The sequence below is a fragment of the Methanomicrobiales archaeon HGW-Methanomicrobiales-1 genome (assembly GCA_002839675.1).
Classification (GTDB): Archaea; Halobacteriota; Methanomicrobia; order Methanomicrobiales; family Methanospirillaceae; genus Methanoregula.
Genome location: PGYM01000001.1, coordinates 1007842 through 1027657, shown reverse-complemented (window position 1 = coordinate 1027657; position 19816 = coordinate 1007842). Strand labels below are relative to the sequence as shown.

General features: G+C 51.5%; 15 protein-coding genes. 13 read left to right on the top strand and 2 right to left on the bottom strand.

Features of this window, described 5'->3' with window-relative positions; genetic code table 11:
- Window positions 1-70: 70 nt before the first annotated feature.
- From CVV30_05105 to CVV30_05080, 6 genes are all read left to right on the top strand, one after another.
- Window positions 71-1336 (top strand): hypothetical protein, encoded by a 1266-nt coding sequence (locus CVV30_05105; GenBank protein ID PKL70729.1) that lies wholly within the window; start codon window positions 71-73, stop codon window positions 1334-1336.
- Window positions 1337-1580: 244 nt separating this feature from the next.
- Window positions 1581-4313, top strand: a complete 2733-nt coding sequence (locus tag CVV30_05100; GenBank protein ID PKL70728.1) for an ATPase — start codon at window positions 1581-1583, stop codon at window positions 4311-4313.
- A gap of 77 nt (window positions 4314-4390) precedes the next feature.
- Window positions 4391-5344, top strand: a complete 954-nt coding sequence (locus tag CVV30_05095) for a hypothetical protein (GenBank protein PKL70727.1) — start codon at window positions 4391-4393, stop codon at window positions 5342-5344.
- Window positions 5345-5434: 90 nt separating this feature from the next.
- Entirely contained in the window at window positions 5435-7036 is a 1602-nt protein-coding gene (locus CVV30_05090) for a sodium:phosphate symporter (GenBank protein ID PKL70726.1), read from the top strand.
- A gap of 166 nt (window positions 7037-7202) precedes the next feature.
- Window positions 7203-8036, top strand: coding sequence for a hypothetical protein (locus CVV30_05085; GenBank protein PKL70725.1), 834 nt, complete (start codon window positions 7203-7205; stop codon window positions 8034-8036).
- 10 nt (window positions 8037-8046) lie between these two features.
- Complete coding sequence (locus CVV30_05080; protein ID PKL70724.1) at window positions 8047-8571, top strand: hypothetical protein; 525 nt, start codon at window positions 8047-8049, stop codon at window positions 8569-8571.
- A gap of 3 nt (window positions 8572-8574) precedes the next feature.
- Here the strand turns inward: CVV30_05080 and CVV30_05075 are convergent, their stop codons facing one another.
- Window positions 8575-10995: a plasma-membrane proton-efflux P-type ATPase gene (locus tag CVV30_05075; protein ID PKL70723.1), complete on the bottom strand. Its 2421-nt coding sequence runs from the start codon at window positions 10993-10995 to the stop codon at window positions 8575-8577.
- Window positions 10996-11191: 196 nt separating this feature from the next.
- On the opposite strand from CVV30_05075, the gene CVV30_05070 reads away from it, so the two are divergent.
- Complete coding sequence (locus CVV30_05070) at window positions 11192-12304, top strand: hypothetical protein (protein PKL70722.1); 1113 nt, start codon at window positions 11192-11194, stop codon at window positions 12302-12304.
- Window positions 12305-12713: 409 nt separating this feature from the next.
- On the opposite strand, the gene CVV30_05065 is transcribed toward CVV30_05070, so the two are convergent.
- Window positions 12714-13085: a hypothetical protein gene (locus CVV30_05065; protein PKL70721.1), complete on the bottom strand. Its 372-nt coding sequence runs from the start codon at window positions 13083-13085 to the stop codon at window positions 12714-12716.
- A 352-nt stretch (window positions 13086-13437) separates the two neighbouring features.
- On the opposite strand from CVV30_05065, the gene CVV30_05060 reads away from it, so the two are divergent.
- The 6 genes from CVV30_05060 (at window position 13438) to CVV30_05035 (ending at window position 19814) form a co-directional block, all read left to right on the top strand.
- A complete protein-coding gene (locus CVV30_05060; protein PKL70720.1) occupies window positions 13438-14562 on the top strand; it encodes a KamA family radical SAM protein in 1125 nt (374 codons plus the stop codon).
- Between the two features lie 183 nt (window positions 14563-14745).
- Window positions 14746-16038 carry a lysine 2,3-aminomutase gene (gene ablA, locus CVV30_05055; GenBank protein ID PKL70971.1) on the top strand — a complete coding sequence of 431 codons (1293 nt, stop codon included), beginning with the start codon at window positions 14746-14748 and terminating at the stop codon, window positions 16036-16038.
- Window positions 15926-16930 (top strand): putative beta-lysine N-acetyltransferase, encoded by a 1005-nt coding sequence (gene ablB, locus CVV30_05050; protein PKL70719.1) that lies wholly within the window; start codon window positions 15926-15928, stop codon window positions 16928-16930. Before ablA ends, ablB begins: the two co-directional genes overlap by 113 nt.
- Window positions 16923-17963, top strand: a complete 1041-nt coding sequence (locus tag CVV30_05045) for a mechanosensitive ion channel protein MscS (GenBank protein PKL70718.1) — start codon at window positions 16923-16925, stop codon at window positions 17961-17963. Before ablB ends, CVV30_05045 begins: the two co-directional genes overlap by 8 nt.
- Window positions 17963-18679, top strand: a complete 717-nt coding sequence (locus CVV30_05040; protein ID PKL70970.1) for a Fe-S oxidoreductase — start codon at window positions 17963-17965, stop codon at window positions 18677-18679. Before CVV30_05045 ends, CVV30_05040 begins: the two co-directional genes overlap by 1 nt.
- A 97-nt stretch (window positions 18680-18776) precedes the next feature.
- On the top strand, window positions 18777-19814 hold the full coding sequence (locus CVV30_05035; GenBank protein PKL70717.1) for a hypothetical protein: 1038 nt from the start codon (window positions 18777-18779) through the stop codon (window positions 19812-19814).
- The last annotated feature ends 2 nt before the right edge of the window (window positions 19815-19816 follow it).

The window sequence follows — 19816 nt, the reverse complement described above, 5'->3', positions numbered from 1 at the left end:
TGATTACGGATAATCTTCTCTTTTTTTATAAACCATAACCTCTAAAAAGATTACGGCGAATAGTAGCACAATGGACGTTGCTCCTGTTGTTGTGTTTCTTGGTATCCTGATTTTTTTGGGAAACCTGCTCAAACGCGTCTTTACGTTAACCAAAATCCCCGATCTCCTCTTCTTAATCGGTGTCGGTCTTCTTATCGGGCCGGTGCTGGGGCTCGTATCTCCGGACTCATTTGGGATTGTCGGGCCGATTTTTACTACCGTCACGCTGGCCATCATCCTCTTTGAAGGTGGTCTCCATCTCAGGGTCGAAACCATTCATTCTTCATTCAGGGGCACGATTTCGTTAACACTTGCCTCGTTTGCAATCACTATGCTGTTTACCACCGGCATACTGTATTACGGGGGATTTTTAACCTTTTTGCCAGCCCTGATGCTGGGGGCAATCATTGGCGGGGCATCACCGGCTGTGGTCATCCCGATGATCGGTTTCCTCCACTTAAAAAAAGAGGGCGGTGCGATCTTATCCCTTGAATCCGCGATTGCCGATGTGCTCAGTATCGTCATCTTCTTAATGATCCTTGATGTCTACCTGCTCGGCACCGTTGACCTGCGGGTAATGGCAGGCAAGCTGTTCGCCTCCCTCTTAATGGCAGTCATTCTTGGCGTTCTTGCGGGAGTGTTCTGGTCCTCGATCTATCACCGTTTGGGAGATATCAAAAGTATCTTCCTTACGCCGGCGTTCCTTCTCATTGTTTTTGGGACTGTCGACTCCATCGGCTATTCCGGTGCCATTGCGGCTCTTGCTTTCGGTATCACCCTGGGTAACCTCGATTCGTTCAAAATCTCTCATATTTTCCCTTCGGCAAATGATATCCCGCAGATGGAACTCAACCTGACGGAAAAATTGTTTCTTGCCCAGTTAGTCCAGCTCTTCAAGACTTTCTTTTTCATCTACATCGGGCTCTCAATCCATTTCACGAATGCGGAATCGTTCATCATTGCCGGTGTGATTGTCATTGCCCTGTTTATCCTTCGTATCATTGTGGTGTATCTTTCCCTGTCCCGGACGATTCCCGCATGGGATGCAAGCGTGATTGCTATCATGATCCCGAAGGGACTTGCGGCAGCAGTACTTGCCGGGATACCGCTCCAGTATGGGGTACTCGGGGGATCGTTTATCGAGACAACGACTTATGCGATCATCCTTTTCAGTATCATCATCTGCTCGGTGTTCGTCATCCTGCTGGAACGAACCGGGTTTAAGAAGATCTACGGCTTCTTTTTCCGGAAGTTCGGAACCGCACCGGTGCCCGTACCCGTTGCAGGACCGGAATAACCCCGCATCATTTTCGACGGTGCCATTTTATCCGATACGTTGCCGTTCAATACCGGTAAATGATTCCCGGATATGAGGATCCTATCCGGTCTCGTAAAGGCAGCCTGTGTTTTACAATCCCTTAACTCAACCCTGCCGGTGAACAGGGAAATACCGGGAAATCTTCAAATACCAGTCACATCCGTACGGTAGATTAAGATGGATAATTGCCGAAATGCTTTCGTGAGAGGCGCTGTGAGATGATATGACCGGATCAACTGCACCCGCAATCGCTCCCGGAGCATGGCACACTCTCCCGACCGATGAGGTCTTAAAAGAGTTTTCAGTATCGGAAGCAGGATTGTCTGATGCGGAGGCAGCACTCCGCAGGAAACGCTATGGCAAAAATACCCTTCCGGTAAAATCCCCGCCCGGACTTGCGTGGATCTTTCTTGTGCAGTTCAAAAGTCCACTTATCTTTGTCCTCCTGATTGCAGCAGTCATCTCAGCAGGTATCGGGGATGTCAAGGATGCGGCGTTTATTTTTCTTGTACTTCTTATCAATGCCGTGATCGGAGCATTCCAGGAATACCGTGCTGAACAGGGAGCACAGGCCCTCAAGTCAATTCTCCATGGCTCTGCCCGTGTTGTACGGGGTGGAAAGGAGCGGACCATCATATCAGATGAGGTAGTCCCGGGGGACATTGTCCATCTTGATGCCGGATCCCACGTGCCTGCGGATCTCCGTATCCTGCATACGGCAGGTCTTACCATCGATGAATCCATCCTGACCGGGGAATCGGTCGCCGTTGAAAAACGGGTGGGCATCCTTGAGCTGGCAACCCCGCTTGCAGAACAAAGGAACATGGCCTTTGCCGGGACTACTGTTATGACCGGCATCGCGGTGGGCATGGTCACTGCAACCGGATCCGGAACCGAAGTCGGGAAGATCGCCCGCTCGGTGAGTATGACGGCAGTCACAAAACCTCCCCTGATTATCCGGATGGAACGGTTTTCTCTCCGCATCGGCATTGCCGTGCTTATTGCAAGCACCGTTATGGCGATCATCATCCTAAGCAGGGGAGTGCCGTGGATCGATGTCTTTTTCTTCGCGGTTGCCCTTGCGATCTCTGCCATTCCCGAAGGGCTCCCGGTCTCCATCACCGTTGCCCTTTCAATTGCCGCCTCCCGGCTGGCAGACCGGCATGTGATCGTGCGGCATCTTGCAGCCGTGGAAGGACTGGGGAGTTGCACGGTCATTGCTACGGACAAGACCGGAACCTTAACCCTCAACCAGCAGACCGCACGGATAATTACGCTACCTTCCGGGGAATTCTACCATGTAACCGGTTCAGGGTATACCGGTGAGGGGCAGGTACTGACCCGGACAAACATCCTCCCGGACGATCGCGAAAAAACCCGTATAATACGCTTAGCAACCTCTGCGGTTCTTGCAAGCGAAGGTTCCCTTTTTCCGGAAAATGAGGAATGGATCCATTCCGGCGATACCATGGATGTCGCCGTTCTTGCCCTGACGTATAAACTGGGTCTCGATCCGGATGAACTCCGCTGTTGCAGTATTGACGAGCGCCGGATACCGTTTGATTCCCGGTGGCGGTATTCGGCTGCATTTTTCCCTGCTGAAGATGGCACCCGAGTGGCAGTAAAAGGGGGTATGGAGGTGATCCTGAACCATTGCAGGTTCATGCTCACGGATGAGGGTGAAGTTCCTCTCGACCGGGTGGTGGTGGAAGCCCAGGTCCATGAACTTGCCCATGCCGGCTACCGGATTCTTGTTGTAGCTGATGGTATTGCCCCGGGTGTGCAGGATACACCATCTTCCGATGATCCGATCCATTCCAACCTGACTCTCCTCGGCCTTGTGGGGTTCATCGACCCGGTCCGGCCGGAGGTGACGGAGTCGATCCAGCAGTGCCGGCATGCCGGCGTGGAAGTTGTCATGATTACCGGTGACCAGCCGGCGACTGCAATGTCCATTGCCCGGACACTCTCGATTGCTGACGATGAATCGCAACTGATGACCGGAACCGAACTGGCTGCAAAGGCAACCTCCGATACCGGGAACCTGCCGGAAGCCATCGCCAATATCCGTGTCTTTGCCCGGGTGACTCCGGAACAGAAATTTTTCATTGTTGATGCCCTGCAGAAAAACGGGCATTACGTGGCAGTCACCGGGGATGGTGTGAATGATGCACCGGCGCTCCGCCGGGCAAATATCGGTGTGGCTATGGGATCCGGATCCGATGTGGCAAAGGATACCGCATCTATCATACTCACCGATGACAATTTCACCTCCATCGTTGCCGGGATTGAAGAGGGCAGGTTTGCCTATGACAATATCCGGAAAGTGACCTACCTTCTGATCTCAACCGGATTTGCCGAAGTGCTCCTGTTCACCCTCTCGCTGGTGATCGGACTCCCCCTCCCGCTGCTCGCTGTCCAGCTTCTCTGGCTGAACCTTGTCACCAACGGGATTCAGGACGTAACGCTTGCCTTTGAGAAAGGTGAGGACGGGGCAATGAAACGAAAGCCCCGCCCGCCCGAAGAGGGGATATTCAACCGTCTCATGGTGAAAGAAACGCTCCTGTCTGCCAGTGCCATCGGGCTCATCGCATTTGGCACCTGGTACTGGCTGCTCTCTTCCGGTTGGGATGAGACTTCAGCCCGGAACCTGGTTATTCTCCTCATGGTGCTTTTGGAGAACGTGCACGTATTCAACTGCCGGTCAGAGTACCAGTCAGCCTTCAAAATCCCGTTCAGGGCGAACCTGCTCCTCATCATGGGGGTCATCGCTGCGCAGGGGATTCACATCCTCTCAATGTATAACCCGGTCATGCAGGATCTCCTCCAGATAGGGCCGGTCTCCTTTGAACAGTGGGGCATCCTTCTTGGGATCTCCTGCCTGATTCTGGTCGTGATGGAACTCTTCAAATTCGTAGGAAAATTCCGGAATAATGAGCCGAACGTGGTGTCTTAGTCGGGAATGTGAAACCGTTCCGGCGATTAACCCTCGTTCCGGATCCCCTGCCTCCTCACTTAAATAACTGGAATACCATGTATATTTCAAGGGGCACTGATATGTTTGAAAAAGTACTTCTGCCAACTGATTTCTCTCCCGGCTCACAGAGAATCCTTGCCTATGTAAGGGATATTCCCGGCCTCAGAAAAGTTACCCTTCTCCACGTGATCGATCCCACCACCCTGTCACGGCGGGAACTGGATCAGGACCCGAAGGAGGAAAATCCCCAAATTCTCATGGAGGAGAACCGGAAGGCGCTGGAAAGGGCCGGGGTAACGGCTGACCTTTCCGTTGAAACCATCGTCCCGGCGATCCCGCAGTCCGATATCCCGCTCACGATTCTTGAGACTGCCGAAACGGCGAAGGTCTCGCTGATCATGATGGCTGCCCGCGCAAAGAATACTGATAAGACTATCCTGACCCGCAGCATATCAGCCAATGTTATCCGCAGTGCCAGGATCCCCGTGCTCCTCATGAGGTTCCCGCCGGAATCGGGTACCCCGGATGGACACCGGAACCTTTTCTCCTGCGTACTGGTGCCGGTGGATTTCTCCAAACCCTCGGAGCAGACCCTTGCGCTGGTGAAAAGGATTCCGGCCACCGGGCGTGTTATCCTCATGCATGTCGTTAATGATGGAAAATCTGATACAATAGAGGCTTCAGTTGAGGCTGCAATTCAGGCCGCAGTCCAGGCAGCCCGGAACCGGCTGGAATCGATCCAGCAGGATCTTGCTGCTGCCGGGATCACGGCAGAAATCCGCGTAAGTACCGGGTATGCCCCGGATGAGATCAATGCAACCGCAGAACGGGACAATGTCACGCTGATCCTGATGAGCCCGTATGGTGAAGGCTGGGCACGAAATCTCCTGACCCTCTTTATCGGGAGCACCACGAGTGCGGTCATACGCAGAGTGCACCGGCCCATCCTGGTTACCACCGGCACTATGCTGCATGAGACAAAGGAAACGCAGGCTAAACATACAGCCTGACCCCGTATTCATTTTTAAGGCAGAAAGAAATGAGAGGTAACTACCAGCCCGGAACGTAACTGGATGGCAAACAGATAAGGAGACAGGACAATGAACTCGTGGGAACTACTCTTTGCAATCATTCCCGGTATCATCCTGTTTCTTTATGGGATCGAGCAGTTTTCCCGGGAGGTCCAGCTGGCGGCCGGAGCCTATTTCCGGAACCTGATCCAGAACCTGACCCGCACACCCATAAGGGGAACTGCTGTCGGTGCCATCGTGACTGCTGTTGTCCAGTCAAGCACAGCAACAACTGTCATCACCGTGGGGCTGGTGAATTCCGGTATCATCTCCTTTACGGCATCACTGGGCATCATCTTCGGGTCGAACCTTGGTACCACCGTAACCTCCCAGCTCGTTGCCCTGAACCTGACCTCCTTTGCCCCGCTTCTCATCCTTGCCGGGTTTTTAATTGGCATCATTGGAGGAAAGTACAAGAGTTTCGGGCGACCGATCTTTTATTTTGGTCTCGTCTTTTTCAGCCTCGCACTGATCTCCGGGGTTATGGAACCCTACCGGACCGATCCGCAACTGATCGAATTTATGGGAATGATGGATAATGTGTTCCTGCAGATCGCATTCGGTTTTATTATTACTACCATTTTCCAGTCCAGTTCCGTAACTACCGGTCTCGTTGTGGTGATGACCCAGAACGGACTCCTCACCCCCACGATGGCAATTCCCATTCTTCTTGGTGCCAATCTCGGGACGCCGACTACTGCTTTGCTCGTTGCCCTGCGGATGAACACGGCAGCAAAACGTGCCGCGGTTGCCCATTTTCTTTTCAACTTCCTTGGCGTCCTGCTCTTCCTCCCCTTCCTGACACCCTTTTCTGCCGGGGTTGAATCGCTGGGAGGAAGTCCTGCCCAGCAGGTGGCAAATGCCCATCTCATCTTCAACCTTACCTGCGTGTTCGTCTTTTTAGCCCTCATCCGGCCGTTCGAGCAGCTGGTACGAAAAGTCGTGCCGGGAAAAGATGAGGATATTGTGTTTGTCCCGCGATACCTGCGTCACCCCCTACCCGAAGCCACCGCTGATGCCTTCCGCATGATTGAACAGGAGATAACACATCTTCTGGAGATTTCCGGTAACTTGCTCAAAGAACTTCATTTGTTGCTTGAAACTCCCGACAAACCATCGCAACGAATCAGCCAGTTAAAGGAATACGCCACCTATCTGGACGACCAGATCAGTGATGCGGTTCTTGAAATTTCCAAGCGGGACTTTGCACCGGAAGATACGGCAAATATCTCAGGACTGGGCCGGATATCCAAACTGAGCGAGGTGCTTGCAGACCAGACCGGAGATCTGTATGGGATTATTTCCCAGCTGCAGGAAAAAGGCATCACTCTCTCCCTCGAATCAAAACTGGCAATCAAACTGACGATTGCTCACTGTGAGAAGAACTTAGCGATCCTGGCGGAATCCTTTCCCGATATTTCAGATGCTGCTGATGCTGCGATGCGATCGCAGGATGAGATCCTGAGAAAAGAAATTTCCCGGCAGTACCAGCAGTATCTCGTACGGTTAACTTCCGGTGAGAGCCCGGCGGGGAGCAATTTTTCCCGGGCCATGTTCCAGGTGGAGGGGATGGCAGGAACCATACGGGAGATACGGAAATCGTCGCGTCTTATGCGAAAGGGTTGGGAATGATGGATAATTTACCTGCATTCTTGTATTTTAAGGTCTACCGAAAGATCATTTTTTGTGCAGGGACACAACATTAAAATCAACTAAAGGTGTTGTTTTAAATAAATGGATGATTGGGTTAAAGAGCGATGTTCTCTAACGGTCGCTGATCAAATCCCCGGGTGAATACATGTTTGAAAAAATACTCTTTCCAACCGATTTTTCAGAGTTCGCGCAAAAGATGCTCGGCTGCATCATAAAAATCCCGGGCGTCAAAGAAGTGGTCCTGCTCCACATCATTGATGGTACGCAGTACTCCATTCATGGCTGGACCCATGAGCCGGAACGCGTGAACGCAAACCTTCTCATGGAAGAGAAGAAAGCCTATCTGAAAGAGCGGGGGCTGAAGGCAAAAACTTCTGTCGATACGATCACCGGGGGAACAATCGACCAGAGAATCCTTGAGATCGCAGGGCAGGAAAAAGTCTCGCTCATCATTATCGGGGCGCACCAGAAAACTTCCTACGATTTCCTGCTGCATCACATGAATACCCATGTCCTTGTCGTTCAACCCGATGCCAGTGAGTGTCCCGATGGAAAGACCCCCGGGGAAACCTGCACGGATATTTTCTCAAAAGTAATGATTCCCGTTGATTTCACGGAAAAATCCCGGGAACTGCTCAAGATCGTCCGGGGAATGGATGGCATTGGGGAACTGGTTCTCCAGCATGTGGTTACCCAGGGGGATACAAAAAAGGAAATTGAGCAGAGTATCACATACGCCCAGGAGGAACTAGCAAAGATCCAAAAGGATCTGGAGCAGGCAGGATTCCGGGTCATGGTTCATATCCGCGTGGGAAGTTCCGTTGAGAAGATCGTTTCCCTGGCTATCGATGAGGATGTATCGCTTATCCTCATGTGCGCCCATAAAAAGAACTGGATAGAGGAGTTCTTACAAGGCAGCACACCCTTCTCGGTCTTAAAGGTCTCAAAGAAACCGGTAATGGTCCTGCGGATAGGATGATGCATACAGAATGACTTTTGAGCGGAAGATCGCCCGATCCTTTGCATTGGACAACGCAACCTGGCTGCGTCACGCCAACCCGTGGAGCGTGATCCTGCGCTTCACCGTCCTGCCCATTCTTATTTTTGCCTTCTGGAGCCGGCTCTGGTTGGGATGGTGGGCAGTTATTCCGGTTGTTCTCGCCCTTGTGTGGACGTGGGTAAACCCCCGGATCTTTCCTGCACCGCAATCCTTCGATCACTGGACCTCGAAAGCCGTAATGGGGGAACGGGTATGGCTGAACCGTGACACGATTCCCGTACCGGTGTACCACCGGAAGATCCCAAATATTCTTTCTGCGGTTTCCGGTATCGGGATGCTCTTTGTATTCTGGGGCGTACTTGTTTTTGATCTCTGGCCAACCCTCTTTGGTATGGCGCTTGTCTATAGCGGGAAGGTCTGGTTCCTTGACCGGATGGTCTGGCTCTGGCAGGATATGCAGGATGCTGACAGGGAGTACCGGTCGTGGTGTATTACCCCAGAACCCCCGTCATGATCGTCATGAATAGGGATGGATCTTCCTGAACAACCAGACCTTAATCTGATCGCTGATCACAAACGCCACCAGTGCATACCCCCACACAATCATCGCAAGTCCCCACCCGATTGGCGTCATGACAAAGACCCCATAGATGGCGATAAAAGTTGCGGCCACCTGGGTAATTTCTGCCGTGCCAAAGAGAGCAAGCGAGGGGAACGGACGTTCCCAGAAATGCTGCTGGCCGGTGCGGGCAAGATAAATTGTCATGTGACCCGCGACTGCAAGCTTGAGGAAGATGAGCGTCTGAATAACATCAGGGGCCAGGTGGAAATATTCCCGTGCCATCCAGAGGAGAAGGAAGCTTGAAATTACTCCAAAAATCCCGAGAATTGATGCCAGGGTCAGGATGCGGTTCATCTGCCAGCGCACGGGTTTGGGAGCTACCGGTGCATTGTCAAACGCAATCATCATGATGGGGAGATCGTTGAGAATCGCCAGCATGACTATCATGAGTGCCGTAACCGGGTAAAAATTCAGCACTACGATACAGAGCGTCAGGAAGATAAGAACCCGGACCGTCTCGGCAATCCGGTACACCGCATAATTTTCCATACGCCGGAATATTTCCCGGCTCCTCTGGATTGCATCGATGATAACCGAGAGCCCGGGTTTTGTCAACACAATATCTGCTGCTGACTTTGCTGCATCGGTTGCACCGGCAACTGCAATACCGGCGTCTGCTGCCCGGAGTGCCGGCGCATCATTTACACCATCACCGGTCATGCCGATGATATGGTCACCCGTCTGCAGTACTTTTACGATCTGGAACTTGTCTTCCGGAAGCACCTGGGCAAACCCGTCAGCAGCCTCCAGCTGGTTCCGCACATCCTCTCCTTTACCGGTGATGAGTGCAGACCGGGGAAGTATGTCCCGGCCCAGGCCCACCTGGCCGGCGATCTCTTCTGCAATGGCGATGTGATCCCCGGTCACCATCTTCACGTTCACGCCGAGTTTTTTTGCTTCCGAGATTGTGGAAGCGGAATCCTCGCGAGGTGGATCGAACAGCCCGATAATGCCGAGGTACTGCCATTTCCCGGAACGGTCGGTCTGCGCTACCCCGAGAGCACGGAATCCTTTTACTGCAAACCCTGTCACCCATTCGTCCAGCGTTGAGGCGATCGTGCCATCCGCCCCGGCAAGGGACGCAATTGCCTGCGGAGCCCCCTTGGCTACCTCAAACGTGCTGCCGGAAGGTCCCCGGATGGTGGCTTTTGAAAATTTGGCAACGGGATCGAAGGGAATAAAATCCAGGGTTTCAGGGCCGGGTGTGCCGGGCACGGGAGTACTGCGATCATACCGTGAGAAGATGGCCATATCGATCGGATCATTGCTCTCTCTCTTCGATGCCCGTGCTGCTGCGATGATCACATCCTGTTCAGAAATCCCGGGAAATGTCCGGATATCCCCGATACTGATGGAGTTCTGCGTGATGGTCCCGGTCTTGTCGGAACAGAGGATATCCATCCCGGCCATCTCTTCAATGGCACTGAGCCGGCTGACAATCGCTTCTTTTTTAGCAAGGGCAACCGCCCCGACAGCGAGGGTCACTGTCATTACCGCAGGAAGCGCTGCGGGAATTGCCGCAACAACGAGGATAAGGGCAAACTGAATCGTGTCCAAAAAGGATGCAGATCTCAGGAGTGAAACAATGACAACAAAACTGACCAGCACAATGGCAAGGATGATGAGAAAGTTTCCAATCCTCTCAACGGCAGCCTGGAAATGGCTTCTGGGGGATTTTGCCTGGACCAGCCGGGCGGTCTTGCCAAAGAAGGTATTTCCCCCGATGGAAGTGACACTCGCATCCATCTCGCCCTGGCGGGCTATCGATCCGGAGTAGACCGTATCCCCGGACATCTTCTCGACCGGCAGGGATTCACCGGTCAGTGCCGACTCATCGACCTGGAGAAATTTCCCGGTGCCAAGGACGGCATCTGCCGGCACGATATCCCCCAGCCGGATATGGACGAGATCCCCGGGCACGAGTTCGCGGGACGGGATCTCCTGCCATGTACCGTCCCGGAGCACACGGGCATTGGGAGCGAGCTGCTTTTTTAAAAGTTCAATGGCGTTCTCGGCCTTCCGTTCCTGGAAAAACCCGACCACCGCATTGGTCATGAGCAGCAGGAGAATTATGGCAAAGTCTTCCCAATGAGAAATAACTGCTGAAAGGATTGCCGCGATCTCGATCATCCACGGAATCGGACCCCAGAAGTAGCCGAGGAATTTGAGCAAGGGATGTTTCTTCTCTTCCGGGATATCGTTAAAGCCATACTGTTTCCGGAGTTCGATGACCTCCGAACTGGCGAGCCCGGTTTTGGATCCCGGGGCGGGTACAGGGAATTTAGCTGCTTCTGGCGGTGTTGCAGTATCGTTCATAATTATTGTGCTCCGGTTCTCATGCCAATCGCTCAATAAATATGCTACCGTTCATTTGGGTACTACTTATTGACATCCTTTTTTTCTCCCCCAAGAAAATCGGCATGCATAACCCCGCTCCTGGATAAAGAACCGTTTATTTTGAGAATAAAACCGTAATAGTATTCTTCCAAAGGATCACATAACAGAATAATTCATGGTCCGGTTGCATTTTATTGACAATCTGCGGTGGATGTGCATCCTGATGCTCTTTCCATTCCATACCGCAATGGTATTTTGCGCAGGATGGTACGGCTATTACATTTCTTCCAGTTACTCGTCTACGGCTGCACATTGTCTTACGGTCTCGGTTGAGCCCTGGATCATGCCGCTGCTTTTCTGTATTGCTGGACTGAGTGCAAAATTTGCATTGCAGGAGCGAACGCCCCGGGTGTACCTCAAAGAGCGTGTCACAAAACTCCTTGTTCCGTTCCTTGCAGGTCTGGTGCTCCTCTGCCCTGTTATTGCCTACTTTGCCCTGAAATTCCACACCGGCTATATCGGGACTTTTGCCGGTGCGTTCGTGCATTTCTTCAGTTCACTTCTCCCCCTTCAGGATCCGCCAAACGGAATTACGGGTGATTTCAGCGTTGACCACCTCTGGTTTATCCTCTTTTTATTTTTTATATCAATCCTGGCACTCGGCGTAATCCTGGCGGAACGGCGATGGGCGGGGCTTTACCTCAATGACGGCAAAGCAGGTCTTCTGGTCCTGGGTCTCTTGTTTATACCGGTCTGGCTCCTGAACTTTGTCGGCTTCATGGTGACAGGTTATTCTTTCCTGTCGTATTTTGTCATGTTCCTCATCGGGTACTATCTATTTTCAATGGATTTTGTCCTGGCCCGGTTGGAACAGTACTGGTCCGTTCTCCTGGCTGCATGGATCATCCTGACCATTGGCGTGATGGGGATGTACGGAATAATCCTGGGGCATGACGAAGTATTCTGGGGGCATTCCATCCTCTATGTTTTAACCGGATGGACGGGCGTTCTTGCTCTCATGGGAACGGGCAGGCGCCTGTTTGACCGAAAGAACACCTTCGCTGCCTATATGGCAACCGCATCGTATCCTGTCTATATCCTTCACCAGGCAATACTGGTGGCAATTGCCTATTATGTGGTGATGCTCCCCATCCCTCCGGCACTACAGTTTGCAGCCATCGTGATCTTCAGTATCCTGCTGACCTTTGCCTGCTACGAGATCCTCAAGAGAATTCCGGTGGTTCGGGCGCTGTTTGGAATTATCAGTCCCCAAAAGAAAACTTCGTGAATTGTTCTTGTTTCTCTTTTTTTCTTTTTTATTACCGGAATAATAACGGATATCCTGATTGACAGGACACCGGGAGTGAGCGATTAACCTTACCCGTATCGTAAAATGTTCCTCGAATTCACCTTGAAACCTGCATGTCTGAATGCCCCTCTTTTTGGATACGGAAAATAGATCCGAAAATCAGATTCTTTGTATCATCCGGTTATCGATAAAATTTTAAAAACCGATTTGAGCCAGCAATCCAGGAAATTATTCGCCCGGACCTGCCCGGTAAATTCTGAAAGCGTATGGGGATACCAATAATTTTCCTTTCTATCGTTTTCTTCCGAATTGGTTCCGGGTAGCGGAAAAAAATTTTTAAAAATAATATTTCCTGGTTAAAAAAATCAAGGAAAAAAAGTCTCCCGTTTCAGAGAAGTTGTCGCCGGCGTATTGTCCAGAGAATAATCGATGCGCTGATGAAGAACAGGAAAAAGGTAAACCGGTAAATCATTGCCTGGGATACTTCAATTCCCTGGGGGGATACGATAAAACCGCCAACCAGGAAGAGCAGGGTTACGATACAGACCGTGGGAATTGCATACACCCTCTCCGACCAGTAAGACAGGACAAGAGGGATGAAATAGAGAAGCCAGACCGGTTCTCCCAGGGGCGTGATCGTATCGATCAGATAAACCCCAAGGATGATCACTGCGGCTATCGTTACAATTCCCAGGTCCGATGCCAGGGCGTTGAGGGTCTTATTGGTCGGGGTTTGGTTATGACGTTTGGCAAGGGGCATGTAATACTCCGTCTCTTGGGGGAACCGGCATTTCAATTATCACAATAAGTATTCCGTGATATATAGAAATTCCTTGCGATCCTCCTCAAGATTGTCATATTACGGTCAGAATAAATCCCGGAAATCATTCCGGCCTGTTTTTGGTCCCCGTTTTCGTTTTCTGACCTGAAATTCTGACATGTGGGATTTGTACAAACACAAAGGGTTTATAGGGTGAAACCAATATTGGAGATCACTGAGTGGTGCACTAAGGTACAATCAATTTCTGTTAATATTTAATCCGGAAATTTTCGCACCGCTCGACCCCTGCCCTCTGACGGGCAGAGAACAACTTCATAACCGAGGTCAAGCAATGAATCCAAAGTACGTTACGTCAATTTCAGAGCTCGACAACCTTGTCGGGCTCGCACCCAAAGAGAGGGAGATGATGGAGACCGTTACGGAACGGTTCCCGTTCCGCTCTAACGAGTATTATCTCTCGCTTATCGACTGGAAGGACGGGCACGATCCGATTAAGAAGATCGTTATTCCCGATGCACGGGAACTCAAAAACGGGGGAATATCGGATCCTTCGTGTGAAAAAGATTATACCAAAAAACCCGGCCTGCAGCATAAATATGACCAGACCGGCCTCCTGCTTCTCACTGATGTCTGTGGCGGCATCTGCCGCTTCTGTTTTCGGAAACGTCTCTTCATGTCCTGCGAACGCGAGACCGTAAAAGACGTATCAGAAAATATCGAATACATCCGTGAGCACAAGGAGATAACAAATATCCTGTTGACCGGGGGTGACCCGCTCACGCTCGAAACCCGGCAGCTCGAATCGGTCCTGCGCCAGCTCCGGGAGATAGAGCACGTCAATATCATCAGGATCGGCAGCAAGATGCTCGCCTACAATCCCTACCGGATTCTCAATGATCCTGATCTTCTTTCCGTCCTTTCGCGGTACAGCACACCGGATAAGCGCATCTACTTAATGGCGCATTTCAACCATCCCCGCGAACTCACCGATGTATCAAAAGATGCAGCAGAAGCGCTCCGGAAGGCCGGGGTAATGGTTGTCAGCCAGACCCCCATCTTAAAAGGGGTCAATGATGACCACGAGACCCTGACCTCACTCTTCCGCCAGCTCTCGTTTTCCGGTATCTCCCCGTACTATGTCTTCCAGTGCCGGCCAACGACCGGCAACCAGTTCTTCCAGGTTCCGGTTGAACAATCCTACGAAGTTCTCCAGAAATCCTGGCATGCCTGTTCGGGCCTTGCAAAAAGGGCCCGGTTCGTCATGTCCCATGCAACGGGAAAGATCGAGATCGTGGGAAAGACCGCCGATCACGTTTTCATGCGATACCACCAGGCCGCGGATTCTGCAAATATCGGGAAGTTCATGGTTTTTAAGAGCAACCCGGTGGCCCGGTGGTTCGACGATTACCGCCACGCACTATCGGATTTCCAGCCGAAAAAATTCTGGTTACTTTAAAGGAGGAAAAAAGATTTGACAACAGCCTCAGCAGCACCAAAGCAAGCTCCAAAGATTGATCCATCAAGCGATAATGCCAGTACGATCCGGCAATTGAGCGGGCAGGTAAAAAATACGGTAAAAGATCTTGTCTCCATCCTGAAAGGATATCACCAGGGCGCAGAAACCCCGGGGGATCCGGGTATGATGCAAAATACGCAGGAGCCAATGAATGCCCCGGAGTACTGGAAAGACTGGCGCTGGCAGGTACGGCACCGGGTCAAGGATATCGATACGTTCCAGCAACTCCTCGGAATAAAATTTTCATCAGCCGAAAAAGAAGAACTCAAAAAGACCATTGAGAAGTTCCCGTTAAGCATCACCCCGTATTATCTCTCGCTCATCGATGTGGATGATTACAAAAACGATCCGATCTTCAAACAGGCGTTTCCCTCTCCTAAAGAGCTGATTGTCGAACATTACGAATTGTCTGACCCGCTGGCAGAAGACAAAGACAGTCCGTGTGACTGCATCACGCACCGCTATCCGGACCGGGTCCTTTTCCTGGTCAGCAATACCTGTGCCATGTACTGCCGGCACTGCACCCGGAAACGCAAAGTCGGTGATGTGGATTCGATCCCGGACCGGGCAAAAATCCTGGACGGGATTGACTATATCCGCACTCACCCGGAGATCCGGGACGTCCTCTTATCGGGCGGAGACCCGTTCATGCTCAGCGATGAGTATCTCGACTGGATCCTAACAGAGATCCGTGCCATCCCTCACGTTGAAGTTATCCGGATAGGATCCCGGGTCCCGGTTGTCCTGCCCTTCAGGATTACCGATAATCTTGTGGCGGTCTTGAAAAAGCACCATCCCCTCTGGATAAACATGCAGTTCAACCACCCCAAGGAGATGACGGAATCCGCCCGTGCCGCAGTGGCGAAACTTGCCGATGCCGGTATCCCGCTCGGCAACCAGTCGGTGCTCCTTGCGGGCATCAATGACTGCCCGAGGATCATGAAAGAGCTCATCCACCAGCTCGTCAAAAACCGTGTCCGCCCCTATTATCTCTACCAGTGCGATCTCTCGGAAGGGATCAGCCATTTCCGCACGCCGGTATCCAAGGGTATCGAGATCATGGAGAACTTAATCGGTCACACGAGCGGGTTTGCTATTCCGCGGTACGTGGTCGATGCACCGGGCGGCGGTGGAAAGATCCCGGTCTTTCCCAACTACCTGCTGACCTGGTCGGTGCATAAGGTCGTCCTCCGCAATTACGAGGGAATGATCTGCACGTACCAGGAACCGGAAAATTATGATCATATCACCTGTGACGGCGATTGTGCTGCCTGCAAGCTCCAGTTAAACATCAACCGGGCCGATGAATCAAAGATTGTCGGTGTTGCAAAACTGCTCGCAGATTACGATGAAACAACTACCCTTATCCCGGAGAACAATGACCGGATCGAACGGAGGACCGATGACCTCGAGTGATATGGTCCTGCACCGGGGAAACAGTTACGTCCAGCACGGTCATTCCAACAACCGGGTCTATGTGATGAAACTCTCCCCGCCCGATACGCACGACATCATCCGGTACGCCGACGAACTCGTCCACAAGGAAGGCTATACCAAAATCTTTGTCAAGGTACCGGAATCCTTAGTGGAAACATTTGAAAATGCCGGGTATATCACCGAAGCCACGGTCCCGGACTTTTTCCAGGGTAAAGAGCCCGCAATGTTCATGGCGAAATATTCGGACCCCGACCGGAAAGAGGTCAAAGAATCGGTAAAAATTGCGGATGCATTAGCGGTAGCATTCGAGCATACGGGGGAAAGATCCTCATACAATCTGCCGGATGGATTCTCGCTGATGCATGCCCATGCAGGAAATGCGGAGGAAATAGCAGCATTGTATCGTTCGGTTTTCAAAACCTACCCGTTCCCCATTACGGATCCTGATTTTATCCGGAAGTCAATGCAGGGAAATACCCGTTTTTTTATAATTAAAAAATTCCACCTTTTAGCAGCAGTAGCTTCCTGCGAGATCGATGCAGAGAACCGGAATGCCGAGGTGACCGATTTTGCCACCGGCCTGCTCTTCCATGGAAGAGGTTTTGCCAGCACGCTCCTTCATGCAATGGAAAAAGAACTGGTAAAAGAGGGAATCCTGCTGGCCTATACAATCGCCCGGGCCAGTTTCGGGCCGATCAATGCAATATTTGCCGGGGCCGGATACCAGTTCGGGGGATTGCTCCCGAACAACACCAATATCTGCGGATCCACAGAGAGCATGAACGTGTGGTACAAAAAACTTAATGAAGGCAGTCCTGGACCAGAGGCCCGAAGCAAAACAGCAGAACCGGGGGATTGCCTGAATGGATAATGGTTTTTTATATGCAACTATTACCATTGCCGTCGGGGTGATCCTGGCCGGTGTTGCTTATGTCATCGTCCGGTGGCTGAAGAAACATGCAGAAGCCACTGAGTCCCAGTTGGATGATATCATCTTAATGGCCATAGGGACGCCGCTCATTGTCGCGATTATTGCCCTGTCGGTGTATGTCGCCCTGACACAGTTTGATATTGTTCCTGCCTCCATGGACTGGCTCATCACCGGCCAGGTGATCAATGCAGTATTCATCCTGTTCGGGGCATGGATAGCCTCGGTCTTTTCCTACAATCTCCTCCGGACCTATGGCACGCTCGTTGCAGAAAAAACGGAGACGGATCTCGATGACCGGCTCCTGCCTATCCTGGAGATTGCAGCGCGTTACCTCATCTGGTTCATAGCATTCCTCCTGATACTCGCGGAATTCAAGATCGATGTCACGCCACTTCTCGCAGGTGCAGGAATCGGTGCCCTTGCCCTTGCCCTTGCCGCTCAGGATATTATTGGCAACTTCTTCAGCGGGGCAATCATTGCAATGGACAAGCCATTCAAGATTGGCGACCGGGTGAAGATCGATACGTTCTTTGGAGACGTCATGAGCATCGGCCCAAGAAGTACCCGCCTCAAGTCGCTGGATAACCAGATCGTCACCTTCCCGAACTCGAAAGTCACCTCGAGTGTGGTTATCAATTACGCGATGCCAAATTACTACCTGAAAATCCGTATCCCGTTCTCGGTTGCCTATGGTACCGATATGGATAAAGTAAAAGATATCCTTCTCACCATTGCCCACGAGGCTGCGGAGAAGACGACCTGGGTCTTATGCAATCCCGCCCCATCGGTGTATTTTCTAGAATTCGGTGAATCCAGTCTCAACGGTCAACTCATTCTCTGGACGAACAATTACGACTCTGCATGGGATGTCCAGGATTATGTGAACTGCCGCATCGCCCGCAGGTTTACCGAGGAGAAGATCGAGATTCCGTTTAAGCAGGTTGATGTCTGGATGCGTAAAAACGCGGAATGATGGACATGCCTGGAGGAATTCCCCTACCCTATCGGATTGTCGCGCTGATGCAGGAGCGGAACCGTCTTTTTGCGTTCCCGCTTGAAAAAATGGCAGAAGAGATCAAGGCGACCGGGTTCCGGTGCGCCGGCTGCGGGACCTGCTGCACCCGTGCCATCAACAATCACATATTTCTCCTGGATCAGGATATCGCTAAACTCGAAACAATCGATCCCACAGCTTTTGAACCCGCACCGGACCCGGAGTTCTGTGACCAGAACGGCAGGTTATATGTCTCGGGATATGCTCTCCGGATGAAAAACGATCCGCCCGGATCCTGCTGGTTTTTAGAGAACGGGAACTGTCGTATCTATGACCAGAGATTCTCCATCTGCCACATCTACCCGCACATGTTGCGACGGGATGCCGATGCGGCTGGACAAGTGATGTGGCGACAGTTTGCCCACCCGGGTGAGCACGGGCGATATGACCCGGCCCTGTCCGATGAGGAGTGCCTTACTACCTCCCGGAAGATTAAGGAATACGAGAATGCATTTCTCTCCCAGCAGATCTCTTTTTTAGAAACGATTCACGAATATTTTACCGTGAGTAACCTAAGGCATGATCCGGAAAAATACAAACAGACTATACAGGAATACCTTTCAGGCCGCCCTGTGGATATTTCTGTGTATCACGCCGGCGAACTGGAAGATTACCGGATTGCCCGGGTACCGTAAAAACCTGTACAGGTTCTTGCGGTAACGTAAAAACCAACCGGCTTTTCCATATCTTTTAATAATCCCCCGTTTATCTCACTAGTAGGACTGGCAGGATATGGCAGAAGTGGAAAATTCAGATTGCGTGTGCACCGTTATCGGCTATGAACGGGAAATAAAAGAGATAACTGAAGCCATCGAACGCTCAGAATCCGGTGCACCGTCCCATATTGCCATCATTGCAGGTCCTCTGAGTGGCCGCACAACACTCGTTGACGAGATCCGGCGTCTCTATGGCGAAAGGGTACACTACCAGTCCCTGGATTTTGTCTTACATCAATCAGATCTTCCGGATTTCTCCTGCATGTCTGAAGATATCATCTTTATCGATAATTGCCAGTTCTTAACCACGAGAGTTATTGGTGGTTTTGATGTACTTGATACGTTCCTGCGTACGCAGATCACGTCAAAAAAGATCTTCATTACGACCTGGAACACCTACAGCTGGCAGTACCTCTCCTCCGTGATGAACATTGATGCGTATTTCCCCTCCATTGTCTCCTTAAACAAGATGGATACACCGGTTATCAAGCAGTTGATCCTGACGCGACACAAGACCGGCGAGATCCGGTTTGCCGACGAGGGAACCGCAGATAGTTCGATTTTTTTCTCCGTAATCCACCGCACGGTGCACCTGCCGTTTATGGCAAAGGAAATTTCAATTCCCTGGATAAAGCTGAATTTTAAGGTAGCGCTTCACAAACTTCCCCGGAAAAAACGCGTTCAAATCTCCTTAGAAGACATCATTTTTGAAAAGATCAACCGGATTGCACAGGGAAATCCCGGGGTTGCCATCCTGCTCTGGGATAAGAGCCTGAAAGATAATGTAATCTCATTAAGTGCAATCACCGAAACGGTCTATTCCATCTCCCTGGACACAAATGAATCCTTCATTCTTTCCGTTATCCTGTCCATGGAATCCCTGCATGCAAAGGATCTTACCGCGATTGCCGGATCCGAGATGAATATCGAGCGGGTGCTCTACCGCCTCGTCCAGCAGGGCCTGATCCGGGAGGATGCAGGGTATTACCGTATCGAGCCATTTGCCCTTGGCCCGGTAACGGATTATCTTAAGAAAACCCGGAGGTTGTGGTAACC

Bases quoted from the DNA above. Each gene is read 5' to 3' on its own strand.
- CVV30_05105 (PKL70729.1), top strand. From the start codon at position 71: ATGGACGTTGCTCCTGTTGTTGTGTTTCTTGGTATCCTGATTTTTTTG.
- CVV30_05100 (PKL70728.1), top strand. From the start codon at position 1,581: ATGACCGGATCAACTGCACCCGCAATCGCTCCCGGAGCATGGCACACT.
- CVV30_05095 (PKL70727.1), top strand. From the start codon at position 4,391: ATGTATATTTCAAGGGGCACTGATATGTTTGAAAAAGTACTTCTGCCA.
- CVV30_05090 (PKL70726.1), top strand. From the start codon at position 5,435: ATGAACTCGTGGGAACTACTCTTTGCAATCATTCCCGGTATCATCCTG.
- CVV30_05085 (PKL70725.1), top strand. From the start codon at position 7,203: ATGTTTGAAAAAATACTCTTTCCAACCGATTTTTCAGAGTTCGCGCAA.
- CVV30_05080 (PKL70724.1), top strand. From the start codon at position 8,047: ATGACTTTTGAGCGGAAGATCGCCCGATCCTTTGCATTGGACAACGCA.
- CVV30_05075 (PKL70723.1), bottom strand. From the start codon at position 10,995: ATGAACGATACTGCAACACCGCCAGAAGCAGCTAAATTCCCTGTACCC.
- CVV30_05070 (PKL70722.1), top strand. From the start codon at position 11,192: ATGGTCCGGTTGCATTTTATTGACAATCTGCGGTGGATGTGCATCCTG.
- CVV30_05065 (PKL70721.1), bottom strand. From the start codon at position 13,085: ATGCCCCTTGCCAAACGTCATAACCAAACCCCGACCAATAAGACCCTC.
- CVV30_05060 (PKL70720.1), top strand. From the start codon at position 13,438: ATGAATCCAAAGTACGTTACGTCAATTTCAGAGCTCGACAACCTTGTC.
- ablA (PKL70971.1), top strand. From the start codon at position 14,746: ATGATGCAAAATACGCAGGAGCCAATGAATGCCCCGGAGTACTGGAAA.
- ablB (PKL70719.1), top strand. From the start codon at position 15,926: ATGAATCAAAGATTGTCGGTGTTGCAAAACTGCTCGCAGATTACGATG.
- CVV30_05045 (PKL70718.1), top strand. From the start codon at position 16,923: ATGGATAATGGTTTTTTATATGCAACTATTACCATTGCCGTCGGGGTG.
- CVV30_05040 (PKL70970.1), top strand. From the start codon at position 17,963: ATGGACATGCCTGGAGGAATTCCCCTACCCTATCGGATTGTCGCGCTG.
- CVV30_05035 (PKL70717.1), top strand. From the start codon at position 18,777: ATGGCAGAAGTGGAAAATTCAGATTGCGTGTGCACCGTTATCGGCTAT.